General features: G+C 64.5%; 16 protein-coding genes. 9 read left to right on the top strand and 7 right to left on the bottom strand.

What is annotated here, in order from left to right:
• Positions 1-42: 42 nt before the first annotated feature.
• Positions 43-441 (top strand): acyl-CoA thioesterase, encoded by a 399-nt coding sequence (locus tag ACK2SD_RS23975; protein WP_412461005.1) that lies wholly within the window; start codon positions 43-45, stop codon positions 439-441.
• Positions 442-512: 71 nt separating this feature from the next.
• Complete coding sequence (locus ACK2SD_RS23980; protein WP_412461006.1) at positions 513-1,409, top strand: D-hexose-6-phosphate mutarotase; 897 nt, start codon at positions 513-515, stop codon at positions 1,407-1,409.
• A 13-nt stretch (positions 1,410-1,422) separates the two neighbouring features.
• Here ACK2SD_RS23980 and ACK2SD_RS23985 read toward each other — a convergent pair whose 3' ends face one another.
• From ACK2SD_RS23985 to ACK2SD_RS24005, 5 genes are all read right to left on the bottom strand, one after another.
• Positions 1,423-1,956, bottom strand: coding sequence for a DUF3299 domain-containing protein (locus tag ACK2SD_RS23985; protein WP_162889481.1), 534 nt, complete (start codon positions 1,954-1,956; stop codon positions 1,423-1,425).
• 48 nt (positions 1,957-2,004) lie between these two features.
• On the bottom strand, positions 2,005-2,250 hold the full coding sequence (locus ACK2SD_RS23990; protein ID WP_039582420.1) for a GlsB/YeaQ/YmgE family stress response membrane protein: 246 nt from the start codon (positions 2,248-2,250) through the stop codon (positions 2,005-2,007).
• Positions 2,251-2,345: 95 nt separating this feature from the next.
• Positions 2,346-3,428 carry a 5-(carboxyamino)imidazole ribonucleotide synthase gene (locus ACK2SD_RS23995; protein WP_412461007.1) on the bottom strand — a complete coding sequence of 361 codons (1,083 nt, stop codon included), beginning with the start codon at positions 3,426-3,428 and terminating at the stop codon, positions 2,346-2,348.
• A gap of 10 nt (positions 3,429-3,438) precedes the next feature.
• On the bottom strand, positions 3,439-3,930 hold the full coding sequence (gene purE / locus ACK2SD_RS24000) for a 5-(carboxyamino)imidazole ribonucleotide mutase (protein WP_029612250.1): 492 nt from the start codon (positions 3,928-3,930) through the stop codon (positions 3,439-3,441).
• A 168-nt stretch (positions 3,931-4,098) separates the two neighbouring features.
• Positions 4,099-5,040 carry a LysR substrate-binding domain-containing protein gene (locus tag ACK2SD_RS24005; protein WP_039582416.1) on the bottom strand — a complete coding sequence of 314 codons (942 nt, stop codon included), beginning with the start codon at positions 5,038-5,040 and terminating at the stop codon, positions 4,099-4,101.
• Between the two features lie 181 nt (positions 5,041-5,221).
• On the opposite strand from ACK2SD_RS24005, the gene aspA reads away from it, so the two are divergent.
• The 4 genes from aspA (at position 5,222) to ACK2SD_RS24025 (ending at position 10,120) form a co-directional block, all read left to right on the top strand.
• On the top strand, positions 5,222-6,646 hold the full coding sequence (gene aspA / locus ACK2SD_RS24010) for an aspartate ammonia-lyase (protein WP_039582414.1): 1,425 nt from the start codon (positions 5,222-5,224) through the stop codon (positions 6,644-6,646).
• Between the two features lie 179 nt (positions 6,647-6,825).
• Positions 6,826-7,818, top strand: coding sequence for an AraC family transcriptional regulator (locus ACK2SD_RS24015; protein ID WP_412461008.1), 993 nt, complete (start codon positions 6,826-6,828; stop codon positions 7,816-7,818).
• Positions 7,819-7,973: 155 nt separating this feature from the next.
• Positions 7,974-9,014, top strand: coding sequence for a histone deacetylase family protein (locus tag ACK2SD_RS24020; protein WP_412461009.1), 1,041 nt, complete (start codon positions 7,974-7,976; stop codon positions 9,012-9,014).
• A 2-nt stretch (positions 9,015-9,016) separates the two neighbouring features.
• Positions 9,017-10,120, top strand: a complete 1,104-nt coding sequence (locus tag ACK2SD_RS24025; RefSeq protein WP_412461010.1) for a polyamine ABC transporter substrate-binding protein — start codon at positions 9,017-9,019, stop codon at positions 10,118-10,120.
• Between the two features lie 19 nt (positions 10,121-10,139).
• Here ACK2SD_RS24025 and ACK2SD_RS24030 read toward each other — a convergent pair whose 3' ends face one another.
• On the bottom strand, positions 10,140-11,666 hold the full coding sequence (locus ACK2SD_RS24030) for a PLP-dependent aminotransferase family protein (RefSeq protein ID WP_412461011.1): 1,527 nt from the start codon (positions 11,664-11,666) through the stop codon (positions 10,140-10,142).
• Positions 11,667-11,757: 91 nt separating this feature from the next.
• Here ACK2SD_RS24030 and ACK2SD_RS24035 point away from each other — a divergent pair, with 91 nt between their 5' ends.
• The 3 genes from ACK2SD_RS24035 to ACK2SD_RS24045 are packed head-to-tail and all read left to right on the top strand — an operon-like array spanning position 11,758 to position 13,547.
• Positions 11,758-12,387: an FMN-binding negative transcriptional regulator gene (locus ACK2SD_RS24035; protein WP_412461012.1), complete on the top strand. Its 630-nt coding sequence runs from the start codon at positions 11,758-11,760 to the stop codon at positions 12,385-12,387.
• Between the two features lie 12 nt (positions 12,388-12,399).
• On the top strand, positions 12,400-12,846 hold the full coding sequence (locus ACK2SD_RS24040; protein WP_039582407.1) for a GNAT family N-acetyltransferase: 447 nt from the start codon (positions 12,400-12,402) through the stop codon (positions 12,844-12,846).
• Between the two features lie 5 nt (positions 12,847-12,851).
• Entirely contained in the window at positions 12,852-13,547 is a 696-nt protein-coding gene (locus ACK2SD_RS24045) for a GNAT family N-acetyltransferase (protein ID WP_412461013.1), read from the top strand.
• A gap of 132 nt (positions 13,548-13,679) precedes the next feature.
• Here the strand turns inward: ACK2SD_RS24045 and oadA are convergent, their stop codons facing one another.
• Positions 13,680-15,488, bottom strand: a complete 1,809-nt coding sequence (gene oadA, locus ACK2SD_RS24050; RefSeq protein ID WP_412461014.1) for a sodium-extruding oxaloacetate decarboxylase subunit alpha — start codon at positions 15,486-15,488, stop codon at positions 13,680-13,682.
• Positions 15,489-15,568 lie beyond the last annotated feature (80 nt).

The raw sequence follows: 15,568 nt of genomic DNA on the forward strand, positions 1-15,568 counted from the left end.
CGCGCCAACCAATGAAGCTTCACGGGTCAGAGGCCCCACGGCATGATTGAGCTCGAACAAGAAGATCCCATCCCGCAGGGCGACCTGGCCTTGCAGATCACCGCGCTGCCGCGTGAAACCAACGGCTTCGGCGACATCTTCGGCGGCTGGCTGGTCGCGCAGATGGACTTGGCTGGCACTGCCATGGCCAGCCGCGTCGCGGGCGGACGCGTGGCCACCGTGTCCATCGACCGCATGGCCTTTCTGGTGCCGGTGGCGGTGGGCGCGCAACTGTCGTTCTACACCCAGACTCTGGAAATCGGGCGCAGCTCCATCCGCATGATGGTCGAGGTGTGGAGCGACGACCCGCTGTCCAGCGAATGGCGCAAGGTCACCGAAGCGGTATTCGTCTTCGTCGCCATCGACGGCAGCGGCCGTACCCGCTCCGTGCCGCGCTGCTGAAGCCCGCCGCGCGGTAAACTCGACGTCGGCATCGAGGTCCAACGGCCTCACCCGCATTGAATGAGGGCCGCATGGCAACCTTCACGGTCGACACCGAGCAACACGGCGAACTCAGCTGCTGGCGCATCGTCAGCCAGCACGCCGAACTTCTCATCGCCCAGCAGGGCGCGCAGATCCTCAGCTACCAGCGCCTCGGCGAGCCGCCGCTGCTGTGGCTGAGCGACCAGGCTTTGTTCCGTCCAGGCAAGTCGGTGCGCGCCGGGGTGCCGGTGTGCTGGCCCTGGTTCAGCAACTTCCAGCGCAATCCTGACTCGGTCCGCGCGATGTACCAAGGCAGCGAAGCACCGGCCCACGGCCTGGTGCGCGGCCGCGACTGGCAACTGCTGGGTGTCGAGGAGCGCGATGAAACACTGCGTATCGAATTCGACCTGCCCGAAGCCCAGGGCCAACTGCCCGACTGGCCGCACACCGTCGAATTGCGCCTGGTGATCGAATTGGGCACGCAACTGCGCGTCGCACTGTCCAGTCGCAACCTGGGAGAGGCGCCCGTCACCCTGAGCCAGGCGCTGCACAGCTACTTCGCCGTGAGTGACGTGCGCGAGGTGCAGGTGGAGGGTGTAGAGGGCCTGACCTACATCGAAACCCTGGAGAACTGGGAGCCGCGCACCCAGCACAGCGTGCTGCGCTTTGCGGGCGAGACCGACCGTATCTACCTGAACACGCCCCAGCAACTGGCGATCGTCGATCCGCGCTGGAACCGCCGAGTCATCTTGCGTGCCAGCGGCTCGCGCAGCGCAGTGATCTGGAACCCCTGGACCGACCGAGCCCGCGAGTTGCCGGACATGGCCGACGATGGCTGGCAGCGCATGCTGTGCATCGAGACGGCGAACGTGTGGGACGACGTGGTCACCCTGGCGCCCGGCGCGCGCCATGTGCTGCAGGTGGAACTGAGCAGCGAAGCGCTCTGAGCCCTACGGCGACTCAGAGGTCGGCGTCTTCCACCACCCGCACCTTCGCCGCGTCCAGCGCGTAGGCCGCGTCGGCCAGGTCGTTGCTCACCTTCTCGATCTTCAACGCGCCGCTGACCCACAGCGGCGTGTAGATATCGGTGATCTTCAGGCCTTTGGGATAACGCACCAGCACCAACTGGTTCGGTGGCGGCGGCGGCACGTGGATGCAGGCGCCCGGATACGGGACCAGGAAGAACAACGTGCTGTTGCCCTTGGCGTCGCTTTCCAGCGGCACCGGATAACCGCCCAGGCGGATCTGCCGGCCGTTCATCGCCGCCACGGTCTTGGTCGAGTACATCACCGCAGGCAGGCCCTTGCTCTGCTTCAGGCCACCCTTGGCGGTGAAGGTGCCGAGCGCTTCGGGCGAGTTGTGGTCGATTTCAGGCATCTGCTCGAGGGCCTTCTGGTCGGACTTGGGCATCAGCTCCAGCCAGTCGGTCTCGGGCAGCTCGGCATGGGCCAGGGTGCTGGCCAGCAACAGGGAAAACAGGAATGACGCACGCATGGCAATGCTCGGCAACTCGGATGAATTGCCGCGCATTCTAGCCTGTGTTCAACGCTTCTTGATGAATCCGTAGATCACCAGCAGCACGATGGCGCCCACCAGCGCGCCGAAGAAGCCCGCCGCCTGGCCGGCATGATAGATACCCAGCGCCTGGCCGCCGTAGGTGGCCACCAGCGAGCCGGCGATGCCGAGCAGGATGGTCATGATCAGGCCCATGCTGTCGTCGCCCGGTTTGAGGAAACGCGCGAGCAGGCCGACGATCAGGCCGATGAAGATAGTTCCGATGATGCCCATGGCAATCCCTCCGCAATAAAGATGGAACAGGCCAAAGCCCGTGCAGCGCTTTGGCGTGTTGCCATTTCAGAGGGCGGACGCCCGGCGAAGTTCGATCAGCCGCCGATCAGTTGCTCGACTTCGGCGATCTTCGCCTGGAGGGTAGCCATGTCCTTGCAGCGCAGCGTGGCGTGGCCGACTTTACGACCGACCTTGAACGCTTTGCCATAGTGATGCAGGTGGCAATCGTCGATGGCCGCCACCTTGTCCACGGCCGGCACCTCGCCGATGAAGTTGAGCATGGCGCTCTCACCGACCTTGGCGGTCGAGCCCAGCGGCAGGCCGGCGACGGCGCGCAGGTGGTTCTCGAACTGGCTGCACTCGGCGCCCTCGATGGTCCAGTGCCCGGAGTTGTGCACCCGCGGGGCGATCTCATTGGCCTTCAGACCGCCGTCCACCTCGAAGAACTCGAAAGCCATGACCCCGACGTAGTCGAGTTTCTCGAGCACGCGTGCGACGTAGTCTTCGGCCAGGGCCTGCAACGGGTGCGCGACACTGGCCACCGACAGGCGCAGGATGCCGCTGTCGTGGGTGTTATGCACCAGGGGATAGAAGCGCGTCTCGCCGTCACGGCCCCGCACGGCCACCAGCGAGACTTCGCCGGTGAACGGCACGAAACCTTCCAGCAGGCAGGGCACGCTGCCCAACTCGGCGAACGTGCCTGCCACGTCCTGCGCCGTGCGCAAGACTTTCTGGCCCTTGCCGTCGTAGCCCAGGGTGCGAGTCTTGAGCACGGCCGGCAGGCCGATGCTGGCCACGGCGGCGTCGAGGTCGGTCTGCGAGAGGATGTCGGCGAAGGCCGGGGTGGGAATACCCAGGTCGCGGAACAGGCTCTTCTCGAACAGGCGATCGCGCGCGATGCGCAGCGCCTCGGCGCTCGGGTAGACCGGCACGAACTGCGAGAGGAAGGCGACGGTTTCGGCCGGGACGCTTTCGAACTCGAAGGTGACCAGATCGACTTCGTCGGCCAACTGACGCAGGTGGTCCTGGTCGCCGTAGTCGGCGCGCAGGTGTTCGCCCAGCGGTGCCGCGCAGGCATCCGGCGCCGGGTCGAGGAAAGCGAAGTTCATGCCCAGCGGCGTACCCGCCAGAGCCAGCATGCGGCCCAGTTGGCCGCCACCGATTACACCGATCTTCATATCGTCAGCCTCAAGCCTGGCGTGGGTCCGGGTTGTCCAGAACGGTGTCGGTCTGCTCGGTGCGGAACTGCTTGAGCGCCGCATGGTACTGCGGGTACTTGGCGCCCAGGATGCTCGCCGACAGCAGCGCCGCGTTGATCGCGCCGGCCTTGCCGATGGCCAGGGTAGCGACCGGCACACCGGCCGGCATCTGCACGATCGACAGCAGCGAATCGACACCCGACAGCATCGACGACTGGACCGGCACGCCGAGCACCGGCAGGTGGGTCTTGGCGGCGCACATGCCGGGCAGGTGCGCAGCACCGCCAGCGCCAGCGATGATCACCTCGATGCCGCGGCCTTCGGCCTGTTCGGCGTACTGGAACAGCAGGTCGGGGGTGCGGTGGGCGGACACCACCTTCACCTCGTAGGGAATGCCGAGTTTTTCCAGCATATCGGCGGTGTGGCTAAGGGTGGACCAATCGGACTTGGAGCCCATGATCACGCCAACCAGTGCACTCATCGTCGAGCCTCTTCGCTTGTGCGCCCGGGGGCGCCGTCAAAAAACAACAAGCCACGCGGGACGGCGTGGCTTGTTTGCTGTTCATGACCGGATCTAACCGGTCCAGGGGCCGCGCAGTATACCGTAACCCAGCGCCGCACAGGCACCCCTGCCGACCATCTGTCGGCCTTATTTTTCGGGGGTTGCGCTGACTTTCGAGTCAACTGCCACGCCCTGTGCGACACCTTCGAGCTTGCGCCACAGCAACCGCACATTGGCCTTGCGCACCAGCGCGCAGCGGTACAGGCGAATCTCCAGCGGCACATGCCACTGGCTGGGGCCGCAGATCACCAGTTCCCCGCGCTCCAGCTCGCCGCGCATCGACAGGCGCGGCACCCAGGCGATGCCCATGCCTTCGAGCGCCATGCTCTTGAGGCTGTCGGCCATCGCCGTCTCGTACACCGTGGTGTAGCGCAGGTTGCGCTGGCGCAGCAGCAGGCTCACCGAACGCCCGAGAAACGCACCGGCACTGTAGGCCAGCAGCGGCACGCTGGCCTCGCCCTCCAGGTCGAACAGCGGCTTGCCATCAGGTCCCACCGCACACACCGGCAGCATCTCGGTGGTGCCCATGTGCAGGGACGGAAAGATCTCCGCATCCATCTGCAAGGCGGCATCCGGGTCATAGAACGCCAGCATCAGGTCGCAACCGCCTTCACGCAGGGCATGCACGGCGTCGCCGACGTTGGTGGCCACCAGCCGGGTGGCGATGTTCAGCCCGTCGTTGCGCAACTGCGCCACCCAACGCGGGAAGAAGCCGGAGGCCAGGGAATGCGCGGCGGCCACCTGGATGACCTCGCCCTGTCCGCCCTCCAAATGGTGCAGGTGGCGGAGAACTTCGCTCAACTGGTCGACAACGGTTCGAGCGGTGACCAGAAAAAGCTGTCCGGCCTCGGTCAGTTCGATGGGCGTGCGCGAGCGGTTCACCAGGGTCAGCCCGAGCGCAGCTTCCAGGCTGCGGATGCGGCGGCTGAAGGCCGGCTGGGTGACGAAACGGCGCTCTGCCGCCTGAGAGAAGCTACGCGTCGAGGCCAGGGCACTGAAGTCTTCCAGCCACTTGCTTTCAAGGTTCATCGAGAAGCTCCGCAGGCGTGCACCAAAATGGGACACGCTCGATTGTCAATCGGCGTCACATCAAACCGTATGCCGTTTGTGCATAGGTTAGCGTGCATCAGCATTGGCCGCAAAACCCGTCGACCCCTAGGATTGGCGGCATTCCGGCTAGTGCCGGGGCCAACCCGAGATGATATCCGTCATGTCCTCCGCTGCATCGTTCCGTGTCGAAAAAGACCTGCTTGGTACCCTTGAAGTCCCTGCCGATGCCTACTACGGCATCCAGACCCTGCGCGCTGCCAACAACTTCCACCTCTCCGGCGTTCCGCTGTCGCACTACCCGAAGCTGGTCGTGGCCCTGGCCATGGTCAAGCAGGCCGCTGCCGACGCCAACCGTGAGCTGGGCCACCTGAGCGATGCCAAGCACGCTGCTATCAGCGCAGCCTGCGCCCGCCTGATCAAAGGCGATTATCACGAGCAGTTCGTGGTCGACATGATCCAGGGCGGTGCAGGCACCTCCACCAACATGAACGCCAACGAGGTCATCGCCAACGTTGCGCTGGAGGCCATGGGCCACCAGAAGGGTGAGTATCAGTACCTGCACCCGAACAACGACGTGAACATGGCGCAGTCGACCAACGACGCCTACCCGACTGCCATCCGCCTAGGCCTGCTGCTGGGTCACGACGCCCTGCTGGCCAGCCTCGACAGCCTGATCCAGGCCTTCGCGGCCAAGGGCAAGGAATTCGACCACGTCCTGAAGATGGGCCGCACCCAGCTGCAAGACGCCGTGCCGATGACCCTCGGCCAGGAATTCCACGCCTTCGCCACCACCATGACCGAAGACCTCAACCGTCTGCGTTCGCTGGCGCCGGAGCTGCTCACCGAAATCAACCTGGGCGGCACCGCCATCGGCACCGGCATCAACGCCGACCCGGGCTATCAGGCCCTGGCCGTGCAGCGCCTGGCCACCATCAGCGGCCAGCCGCTGGTACCGGCAGCCGACCTGATCGAAGCCACCTCCGACATGGGCGCCTTCGTGCTGTTCTCCGGCATGCTCAAGCGCACCGCGGTCAAGCTGTCGAAGATCTGCAACGACCTGCGCCTGCTGTCCAGCGGCCCGCGCACCGGCATCAACGAAATCAACCTGCCGGCGCGCCAGCCGGGCAGCTCGATCATGCCGGGCAAGGTCAACCCAGTGATCCCCGAAGCGGTCAACCAGGTGGCCTTCGCCATCATGGGCAACGACCTGGCCCTGACCGTCGCGGCCGAAGGCGGCCAGTTGCAGCTCAACGTGATGGAGCCGCTGATCGCCTACAAGATCTTCGACTCGATCCGCCTGCTGCAGCGCGCCATGGACATGCTGCGCGAGCACTGCATCGTCGGCATCACTGCCAACGAACAACGCTGCCGCGAACTGGTCGAGCACTCCATCGGCCTGGTCACCGCGCTGAACCCGTACATCGGCTACGAGAACGCCACTCGTATCGCCCGCGTCGCCCTCGAAACCGGGCGTGGCGTGCTGGAACTGGTTCGCGAGGAGAAGCTGCTGGACGACGCCATGCTCGATGACATCCTGCGTCCGGAAAACATGATCGCTCCCCGTCTGGTTCCGCTCAAAGCGTAACCCGACCGCTGCAACCGTCTCACCAGGTCGAGGGACTAGACACCTCTCAACCTTTCCAGGGCCCGAGCGCACAGCGCCGGGCCCTTTTTTATCCACGCTTCGCACCTCCACCGACCCGTCGGCGTCCTGCGGCACACAACTTGCTCGCCAATAGCCCTCACCGCACCGGGATGCCGAGCATGCTGCACAGTCACCTCACTACCCTCAACGCCGTTTCGCTGATCCTCAACCTGTTCCAGGAAGAGGGCTGCAACGCTACGCAACTGCTCGATGGCAGCGGCATAGGCCCGGCGGACCTGGGGCATCCCGACGCGCGCATCACCACCCAGCAGGAGCTGCAGGTCTGCGCAAACGCCGTGGCGCGACGCGCGGAAATCGGCCTGGAACTGGGCCGGCGCATGCATGTGTCCTGCTATGGCATGCTCGGTTACGCGCTGCTCTCCAGTGCCACTTTGGGTGACGCCCTGCGTCTGGCACTGCGCTTTCCGGCACTGCTGGGAACAATCTTCCAACTGCGCCTGGTCGACGACGGCCAGCGCATCTGGCTCAGCGCCAGCGATTATCGCGAGCCGCCAGCCTTGGCAGCGTTCAACGCCGAATTCTGCATGGTGTCGCTCAAGGTCATCTGCGATGACCTGCTCGGCCGGCCTCTGCCCCTGCTGGCCGCCCGCTTCGAACACGCGCGCCCGGCTTATCACTCGCTCTATGCCGGTGCATTCCAGTGCCCCCTGGAATTCCGCGCGCAAGACAACGCCGTCGCCTTCGAACGGCGCTGGCTCGACATGCCCTTGCCACTCGCCGACCCCATTACCCACAAGGCCATGGCCGAACGGTGCCGCCGCCTGAACCTGGAGTTCACCGGACGCCAGGCCTGGCTCGGGCGCATCCGCCAGTTGCTGCTCAAGCAACTCGACGCGGCGCCTGGGCTAGAGGGCCTGGCGCAGCAGATGAACTGCTCCTCGCGTACCCTGCGCCGCCACTTGCAGGCGCTGGGCAGCAGTTACCAGCAGTTGCTCGACGAACTGCGTTTCGAGCGCGCCAAACAGCTGTTGGCCGAGGATCACATGCCCATCTACCGCATCGCCGAGACCCTCGGTTTCAGCGAGACGGCCAGCTTCCGGCATGCCTTCCAGCGCTGGAGCGGCGTAGCGCCCAGTCATTTTCGCGGCTGATCCAAACCGCTGGACGCGGCCTGAATGATCCCCCACGGCCCCGATCCGGCCATCGACAGTGGCCACATCGATCCCCTTTTGGCCGTTTGCGACGTTCACCCCCTCTGGCTTGCCCACCACAATGAATTCACGCCAGTCCCTGCGGAGAACAACAAATGCTGACGATCTATTCCGACGATCACCGCCTGCACCACGGCCGCTGCGAGCTGATCGACGGCAAGCTGATGCCATGCTTCGAGATGCCATCACGCGCCGATCATGTACTCGACCGCGTCAAGCAGCGCGAATTGGGTCCGATCCAGGCGCCCACCGACTTCGGCCGTGAACCCCTGCTGCGCGTCCACAGCGCCGCCTACCTGGACTTCTTCGAAGGTGCCTGGGCCCGCTGGGCGACGATGAACCAGGAGGGCGACCTGCTGCCCTTCACCTGGCCGGCACGCACCTTGCGCCCCATCAAGCCACGCGGCCTGCATGGCGAACTGGGCTACTACAGCTTCGACGGCGGCGCGCCCATCACCGCCGGCACCTGGCAGGCCGCCTACAGCGCAGCCCAAGTGGCTCTGACGGCTCAGGCCGCCATCCACAACGGCGCTCACTCGGCCTTCGCCCTGTGCCGTCCGCCAGGGCACCATGCCGCCGCCGAGGTGATGGGCGGCTACTGCTACCTGAACAACGCCGCCATCGCTGCCCAGGCTTTCCTCGATCAGGGCAAGGGCAAGGTCGCCATCCTCGATGTGGACTACCACCATGGCAACGGCACCCAAGACATCTTCTATGCCCGCAACGACGTATTCTTCGCCTCGATCCACGGCGATCCGACCGATGAATTCCCGTTCTTCCTGGGCTATGCCGACGAAACCGGCGAAGGCGCCGGCGAGGGCTGCAACGTCAACTATCCCTTGCCAGCGGGCAGCGACTGGACGGCCTGGAGCGCGGCACTGGAAGACGCCTGCCAGCGCATCGCCGCTTTCGACGCCGAGGTCATCGTGGTGTCGCTGGGCGTGGACACCTTCAAGGACGACCCGATTTCCCAGTTCAAGCTGGACAGCCCGGACTACCTGGCCATGGGCGAGCGCATCGCTCGGCTCGGCAAGCCGACGCTGTTCGTGATGGAAGGTGGCTACGCCGTCGAGGAAATCGGTATCAACGCGGTCAACGTGCTGGAAGGTTTCCAGCGCGTCCAGACAGGAGCCTGATCATGCGTCCATTCAAGCGTCTGCTTGCCCCACTCATCGCTGTCGGCCTGCTGGCCGGCGGTGCTGCGGCCCATGCCGAACAGCGCACCCTGCGCGTGTACAACTGGTTCGACTACATCACGCCGCAGACTCTGGTGGACTTCCAGAAGGATGCCCAGGTCAAGCTGATCTACGACATTTTCGACACCAACGAAGCACTGGAAGCCAAGCTGCTGACCGGCAACTCCGGGTATGACGTGGTGGTGCCGTCCAATGTGTTCCTCGCCAAGCAGATCGAAGCCGGGGTGTTCCAGCCGCTGGACCGCAGCAAGCTGCCGAACTGGCACCACCTGGACCCGGCGCTGATGAAGCTGATCGAGGCCAACGATCCCGGCAACCGCTTCGCGGTCCCTTACATGTACGGCACCATCCTGATCGGCTTCAACCCAGCCAAGGTCAAGGCTGCGCTCGGCGACAACGCGCCTGTGGACAGCTGGGACCTGATCTTCAAGGAAGAAAATATCGCCAAGCTCAAGCAATGCGGCGTGGCGTTGCTCGATTCCCCCTCGGAGATCCTGCCGCTGGCGCTGCAGTACCTGGGCCTGCCGCCCAACAGCGATAATCCGGCCGATTACAAGAAGGCCGAGGCGCTGCTGCTGAAGATTCGTCCGTACGTCACCTACTTCCACTCGTCCAAGTACATGGCCGACATCGCCAATGGCGATATCTGCGTGGCCGTGGGTTACTCCGGCAGCTTCTCCCAGGCAGCCAACCGCGCTCGTGAAGCCAAGAACGGTGTGGTGGTGGACATGCGCCTGCCCAAGGAAGGCGCGCCAATCTGGTTCGACATGCTGGCGATTCCGAAAAACGCGGCAAACCCGGAAGATGCCCACACCTTCATCAACTACCTGCTGCGGCCTGAGGTGATCGCGCCGATCAGCGACTTCGTCGGTTACCCGAACCCGAACAAGGACGCTACCGACAAGGTCAGCCCGGACATTCGCAACAACCCGAACCTGTACCCAACGGCCGAGGCGATGACCAAGCTGTACACCCTCAAGCCGCTGAGCCGAGAGGCAGAGCGGGCACGCACCCGCGCCTGGACGCGGATCAAGTCGGGAACCTGAGTCGTACCTCTGCCGGTGGCTAGCGCCAGGCCTTGCGTAACCGCAGCAAGGCCTCGGCGATCTCCGGCTCGGGAACCGCGGCGAAACCCAGCACCAGACCCGCGCACTTATCCACAGGCGCTTCGCCGTTCTCAAGCCAGTACGGGCTAAGCGCCTGCACTTCCACCCCCACCGCCTCGGCCTGCGCCACCAGTTGCGTTTCCCGGGCAACGTTATCCACATCCACCTTCACATGCAGGCCTGCCGCCACTTCCGGCATGGTGCCCAACCCCGAAACATCCTTGGGCCAGCCCGCCTTGAGCACGTCGCGACGGGCCAGGGCCGCCCGGCGCATGCGTCGAATGTGACGCTGAAAGTGTCCCTGAGCCATGAATTGCGCCATCACACACTGAGTACCGACCTCGGAGTGTCGCACTGCCAGCGCGCGTGCCTGGCTGAACGGCTCGACCAGTCGCGGCGGCAGTACCAGGTAGCCCAAGCGCATGGCCGGAAAGGCGATCTTGCCGAAGGTGCCGACGTAGATCACCCGCTGCTGCCTGTCCAGCGCCGCCAGCGGGGCCAACGGCGCGCCACTGTAGCGGTACTCGCCGTCGTAGTCGTCCTCGACGATCCAGCCGTCGTGGCGCTCGGCCCAGGCCAGCAACGCCAGGCGCCGCGCCAGGCTCAGGGTGACGCCGGTCGGGTACTGGTGCGCGGGCGTCACATAGACCAATCGACAATCAGGCCAATCCGCCAGCCGCTCGCATTCCAGCCCCTGCTCGTCCACCGGCACGCCGCGCAGCGAAGCACCGGCCAGGGCGAACGCATGCCGAGCCGCACGATAGCCTGGGTTTTCCACAGCCACTTCATCGCCCGGCTGCAACAGCAGCTGTGCACAAAGGCTGATGGCCTGCTGCGCACCACTGGTGATCACAATTTGTTCAGCGGTGCACGACAGCCCGCGTGAGCGACGCATGTAGGCGGCGATCAGTTCACGCAGCAGTGGCTCGCCCGCCGGATCACCATAGCCGAGCACAGCGGGATCGGGATTTCGCCAGAAACCCGCCTGTAGCTTGGCCCAGACCTCGAACGGAAACAGATCGACTGCCGGCATGCCCAGTCGAAATGCCCGCGGTGCATCGGTTCGGGGCAGTGAAAGATGATGGCTGGCAAGGCGCTCGAGCGGCGCAGTGGAACGCGTCGAGCTGGATAAATGCTCAGTATCAGAAGACGAAAATGTGGATAAACCTGTTGATAACCCCAGGGATAACCTTGTTGATAACTGTGTGGACAGTTTTTCCAGCCGACTCACATACGTGCCATCGCCGACTCGGCTTTCAATGAAGCCTTCGGCATACAGTTGATCGTAGGCACGCACCACGCTGTTGCGCGACAGCGCCAGCATCGACGCCAGGTCACGGGTGGCCGGCAGGCGCGTACCACTGCTCAGGTGGCCGTCCAGCACCCTTGCGCGTAGCGCCTGATACAGCTGCTGGCTGAGCCCCCGGCGCCGGTCCAAAACGATTCCAGCTGGGTCGAAAGACGATACGAGTGCGCGCTCAGTCATGAAATTGGACCTATGAAAATAGACTTCAATGGCTCTTACACCAGACCAATAGCCTGCCTAGGATGGTCCCCATTGAACAAGGACTTTCATCATGCACATCGCCAAACCCTTCCAGGATCACGACCTTCAGCGTCTGCACCAGCACATGCAGAGCGCCCGCCTCGCCACCTTGATCAGCCACGGCGACCACGGCCTGCTGGCCACTCACCTGCCGGTACTGCTGGACACCGATGAGGGCGAGTTCGGCACGGTCTACGGCCACCTGGCGCGAGCCAATCGCCAGTGGCAGGACCTGCAGCGCGGCGGCGAGGCGCTGCTGGTGTTTGCAGGTGCGGATGCCTACGTCAGCCCCAGCTATTACCCGAGCAAGCACGACGATCCCAAGGTGGTGCCGACCTGGAACTACGTGGCGGTGCATGCCTACGGTGCGGTCGATGTCATGCACGACGCCGAGTCGCTGCTGCAGATCGTCAGCCGCCTGACCGACCTGCACGAGCAGGGCCGCAGCGAGCCCTGGGCAGTGGCCGATGCGCCAGCCGACTACATCGACGGCATGCTGCGCGCCATCGTCGGCATCCGCCTGCCGATCGCCCGCCTACAGGGCGCGCGCAAGCTCAGCCAGAACCGCAGCGCGGCGGACATCCAGGGCGTTCACGCTGGCCTGGCCGACAGCCGCGACCCACTCGACCAATCACTTGCCGCGCAGATGCGCTCGCTCTAAAGGAGAATGCCCATGTCCACCGTCACGCTGCGGCCTGTCCGCGCCGAAGATCACGCCGCCTGGCTGCCGCTGTGGCAGGCCTACCTGCGCTTCTACGAAACCACCCTGGCCGAGGAGGTCAGCGCCAACAGTTGGCAGCGGCTGCTCGACCCCAGCGAACCCACCCATTCGACACTGGCCTGGGTCGATGGCAAGGCGGTGGGCATGGTCAACTTCATCTACCATCGTTCCAACTGGAGCATCGAGAACGCCTGCTACTTGCAGGATCTGTACGTCGACCCACAACAGCGCGGCCTGGGCATCGGTCGTCAGTTGATCGAGCATGTCTGTGCCACGGCCAAGGCCGCCGGCTGCATCAAGGTGCACTGGCTGACCCACGAAACCAACGCCACAGCCATCGGCCTTTACCAACAGGTGGCCGAACGGCCAGGCTTCATCCAATTCCGCAAAGGGTTGTAAGCGCCATGACTGACGCACTGAACTGGACACCTGCCAGGACTCCCAATGCTGCGCCCCTGGAGGGGCGCTTCATCCGCCTGGAAAAACTCGACCCGGCGCGCCACGGCGACGACCTCTGGGAAGTCCTGCAAGGTCCGGACGCCGACCCCGCTCTGTGGGACTATCTGCCCTATGGCCCCTTCACCGAGCGCGCCGCCTTCGACCGCTGGCTGCAGGGCCATGCCGCCAGTGCAGATCCGCTGTTCTACAGCGTGATCGACAAAAACAGCGATCAGGCCCAAGGCCTGCTCAGCTACATGTCGATGGTGCCCGACCACGGTCGCTTCGAACTCGGCCACATCGCCTTCGGCGCCGCGATGCAGCGCACGCCCAAGGGCACCGAAGCGGTGTACCTGCTGGGCAAACTTGGATTCGAACTGGGCAATCGCCGGCTGGAATGGAAGTGCAACGACGCCAACGCCCGCTCCAAGCGCGCCGCGCAGCGCTTCGGTTTCGTCTTCGAGGGAGTGTTCCGGCAACACATGGTGGTGAAGGGCCGTAACCGCGATACGGCGTGGTATGCGATCACCGACGGGCAATGGCCGCAGGTGGCAGCCGGTTTCGAGCGCTGGTTGGCGGCCGAGAACCAGCGGCCGGAAGGTCAGGTGCGAACGCTGGAAGACTGCCGACGGGCAAGCGACGGCGCTGGCAGCGCTACCTGATCAGGCTTGCGCGCCTGACCAGACCCATCTGCAAATCACTTCCTACACCTCCATCTGCACTAAAACGCACCGCAAAAAAAGGGGAGCCTTCGCTCCCCATGAGGTAACCGCTTCACCCTCGAGCGCTGCGTATCAGCCCTCGATTTCGATCAGGATCTCACCCGGCGTGACCCGGTCGCCTTTGGCGACATGGATGGCCACGACCTTACCGGCGATGGCCGCCTGCACTTCGGTCTCCATCTTCATGGCCTCGGTGATCAGCACCGCCTGCCCGGCCTTGACCACATCGCCCTCCTTGACCAGCACATCGACGATGTTGCCCGGCATGGTGGTGCTGACATGGCCCGGCGCGCTGGCCTGCTTGCGCTTGCTGCTGCCGCCGCTGACGAAGTCGTTGAGTGGTTCGAACACCACTTCTTCCGGCATGCCATCGATCGACAGGTAGAAATGGCGCTTGCCTTCGGCCTTGACCCCGACACCGGTGATGTCCACGCGGTAGGTCTCGCCGTGCACGTCGATGACGAACTCGGTCGGCACCCCCTCACCGCCCACCGAGGCGGCGGCGCCGGCTTCGGGAATCGGCAGCAGCACTTCGGGCTTGAGCGTGCCGGCTTGGCGTTCCTCGAGGAACTTGCGACCGATGTCCGGGAACATGGCGAAGGTCAGCACGTCCTCTTCGCTGTGCGCCAGGCTGCCGATCTCGGCGCGCAGCTTGGCCATTTCCGGCTTGAGCAGGTCGGCCGGACGCACATCGATCACGTCTTCGCTGCCAATCGCCTGGCGCCGCAGTTGCTCATCGACCACACCTGGGGCCTTGCCGTAGCCGCCCTGCAGGTACAGTTTCACTTCGTTGGTGATGGTCTTGTAGCGCTCGCCGGCAAGCACGTTGAAGAACGCCTGAGTGCCAACGATCTGCGAGGTCGGCGTGACCAGTGGCGGGAAGCCGAGGTCTTCGCGCACCCGTGGGATTTCCGCCAGCACCTCGTTCATGCGGTTGAGCGCGCCCTGCTCCTTGAGCTGGTTGGCCAGGTTGGAAATCATCCCGCCCGGTACCTGGTTGACCTGCACGCGGGTGTCCACGGCGGTGAACTCGCTCTCGAACTGGTGGTACTTCTTGCGCACGGCATAGAAGTACAGGCCAATTTCCTGCAACAGTTCCAGATCCAGACCGGTGTCGAACTCGCTGCCCTTGAGCGCTGCGACCATCGATTCGGTGCCGGGATGGCTGGTGCCCCAGGCGAAGCTGGAGATGGCCGTGTCGATGTGATCCGCGCCATTTTCCACGGCCTTGAGCTGACACATGGCGGCCAGGCCGGCGGTGTCGTGGGAGTGGATGAACACCGGCAGCGACTGCTCGGCCTTCAGGGCCTTGACCAGTTCGCCGGTCGCGAACGGCGTCAGCAGGCCGGCCATGTCCTTGATCGCCACCGAGTCGCACCCCATGGCTTCCATCTGCTGGGCCTGCTTCACGAAGGCGTCGATGGTGTGCACCGGGCTGGTGGTGTAGGCGATGGTGCCTTGCGCGTGCTTGCCAGCCGCCTTCACCGCTTCGATGGCCACGCGCAGGTTACGCACGTCGTTCATGGCATCGAAAATACGGAAGACGTCGATGCCGTTGACTGCCGCCTTGGCCACGAACGCCTTGACCACGTCGTCGCTGTAGTGGCGGTAGCCCAGCAGGTTCTGCCCGCGCAGCAGCATCTGCAAGCGCGTGTTGGGCAGGGCTGCGCGCAACTGGCGCAGGCGCTCCCATGGGTCTTCCTTGAGGAAGCGCACACAGGCATCGAAGGTGGCGCCACCCCAGACTTCCAACGACCAGTAGCCCACTTTGTCGAGCTTGTCGCAGATCGGCAGCATGTCTTCGGTGCGCATGCGCGTGGCCAGCAGAGACTGGTGGGCATCACGCAGGATCGTGTCGGTTACATGGATTTTCTTGGACATTGTTATCTCCTTTTAGCGGCAAGCGTGTAGCGGTAAGCCGCAAGAAAAGCCGATCCGCTTCTACTTGCAGCTTGCCGCTC

This window comes from Pseudomonas sp. SC11 (genome assembly GCF_047039205.1).
Classification (GTDB): domain Bacteria; phylum Pseudomonadota; class Gammaproteobacteria; order Pseudomonadales; family Pseudomonadaceae; genus Aquipseudomonas; species Aquipseudomonas boreofloridensis.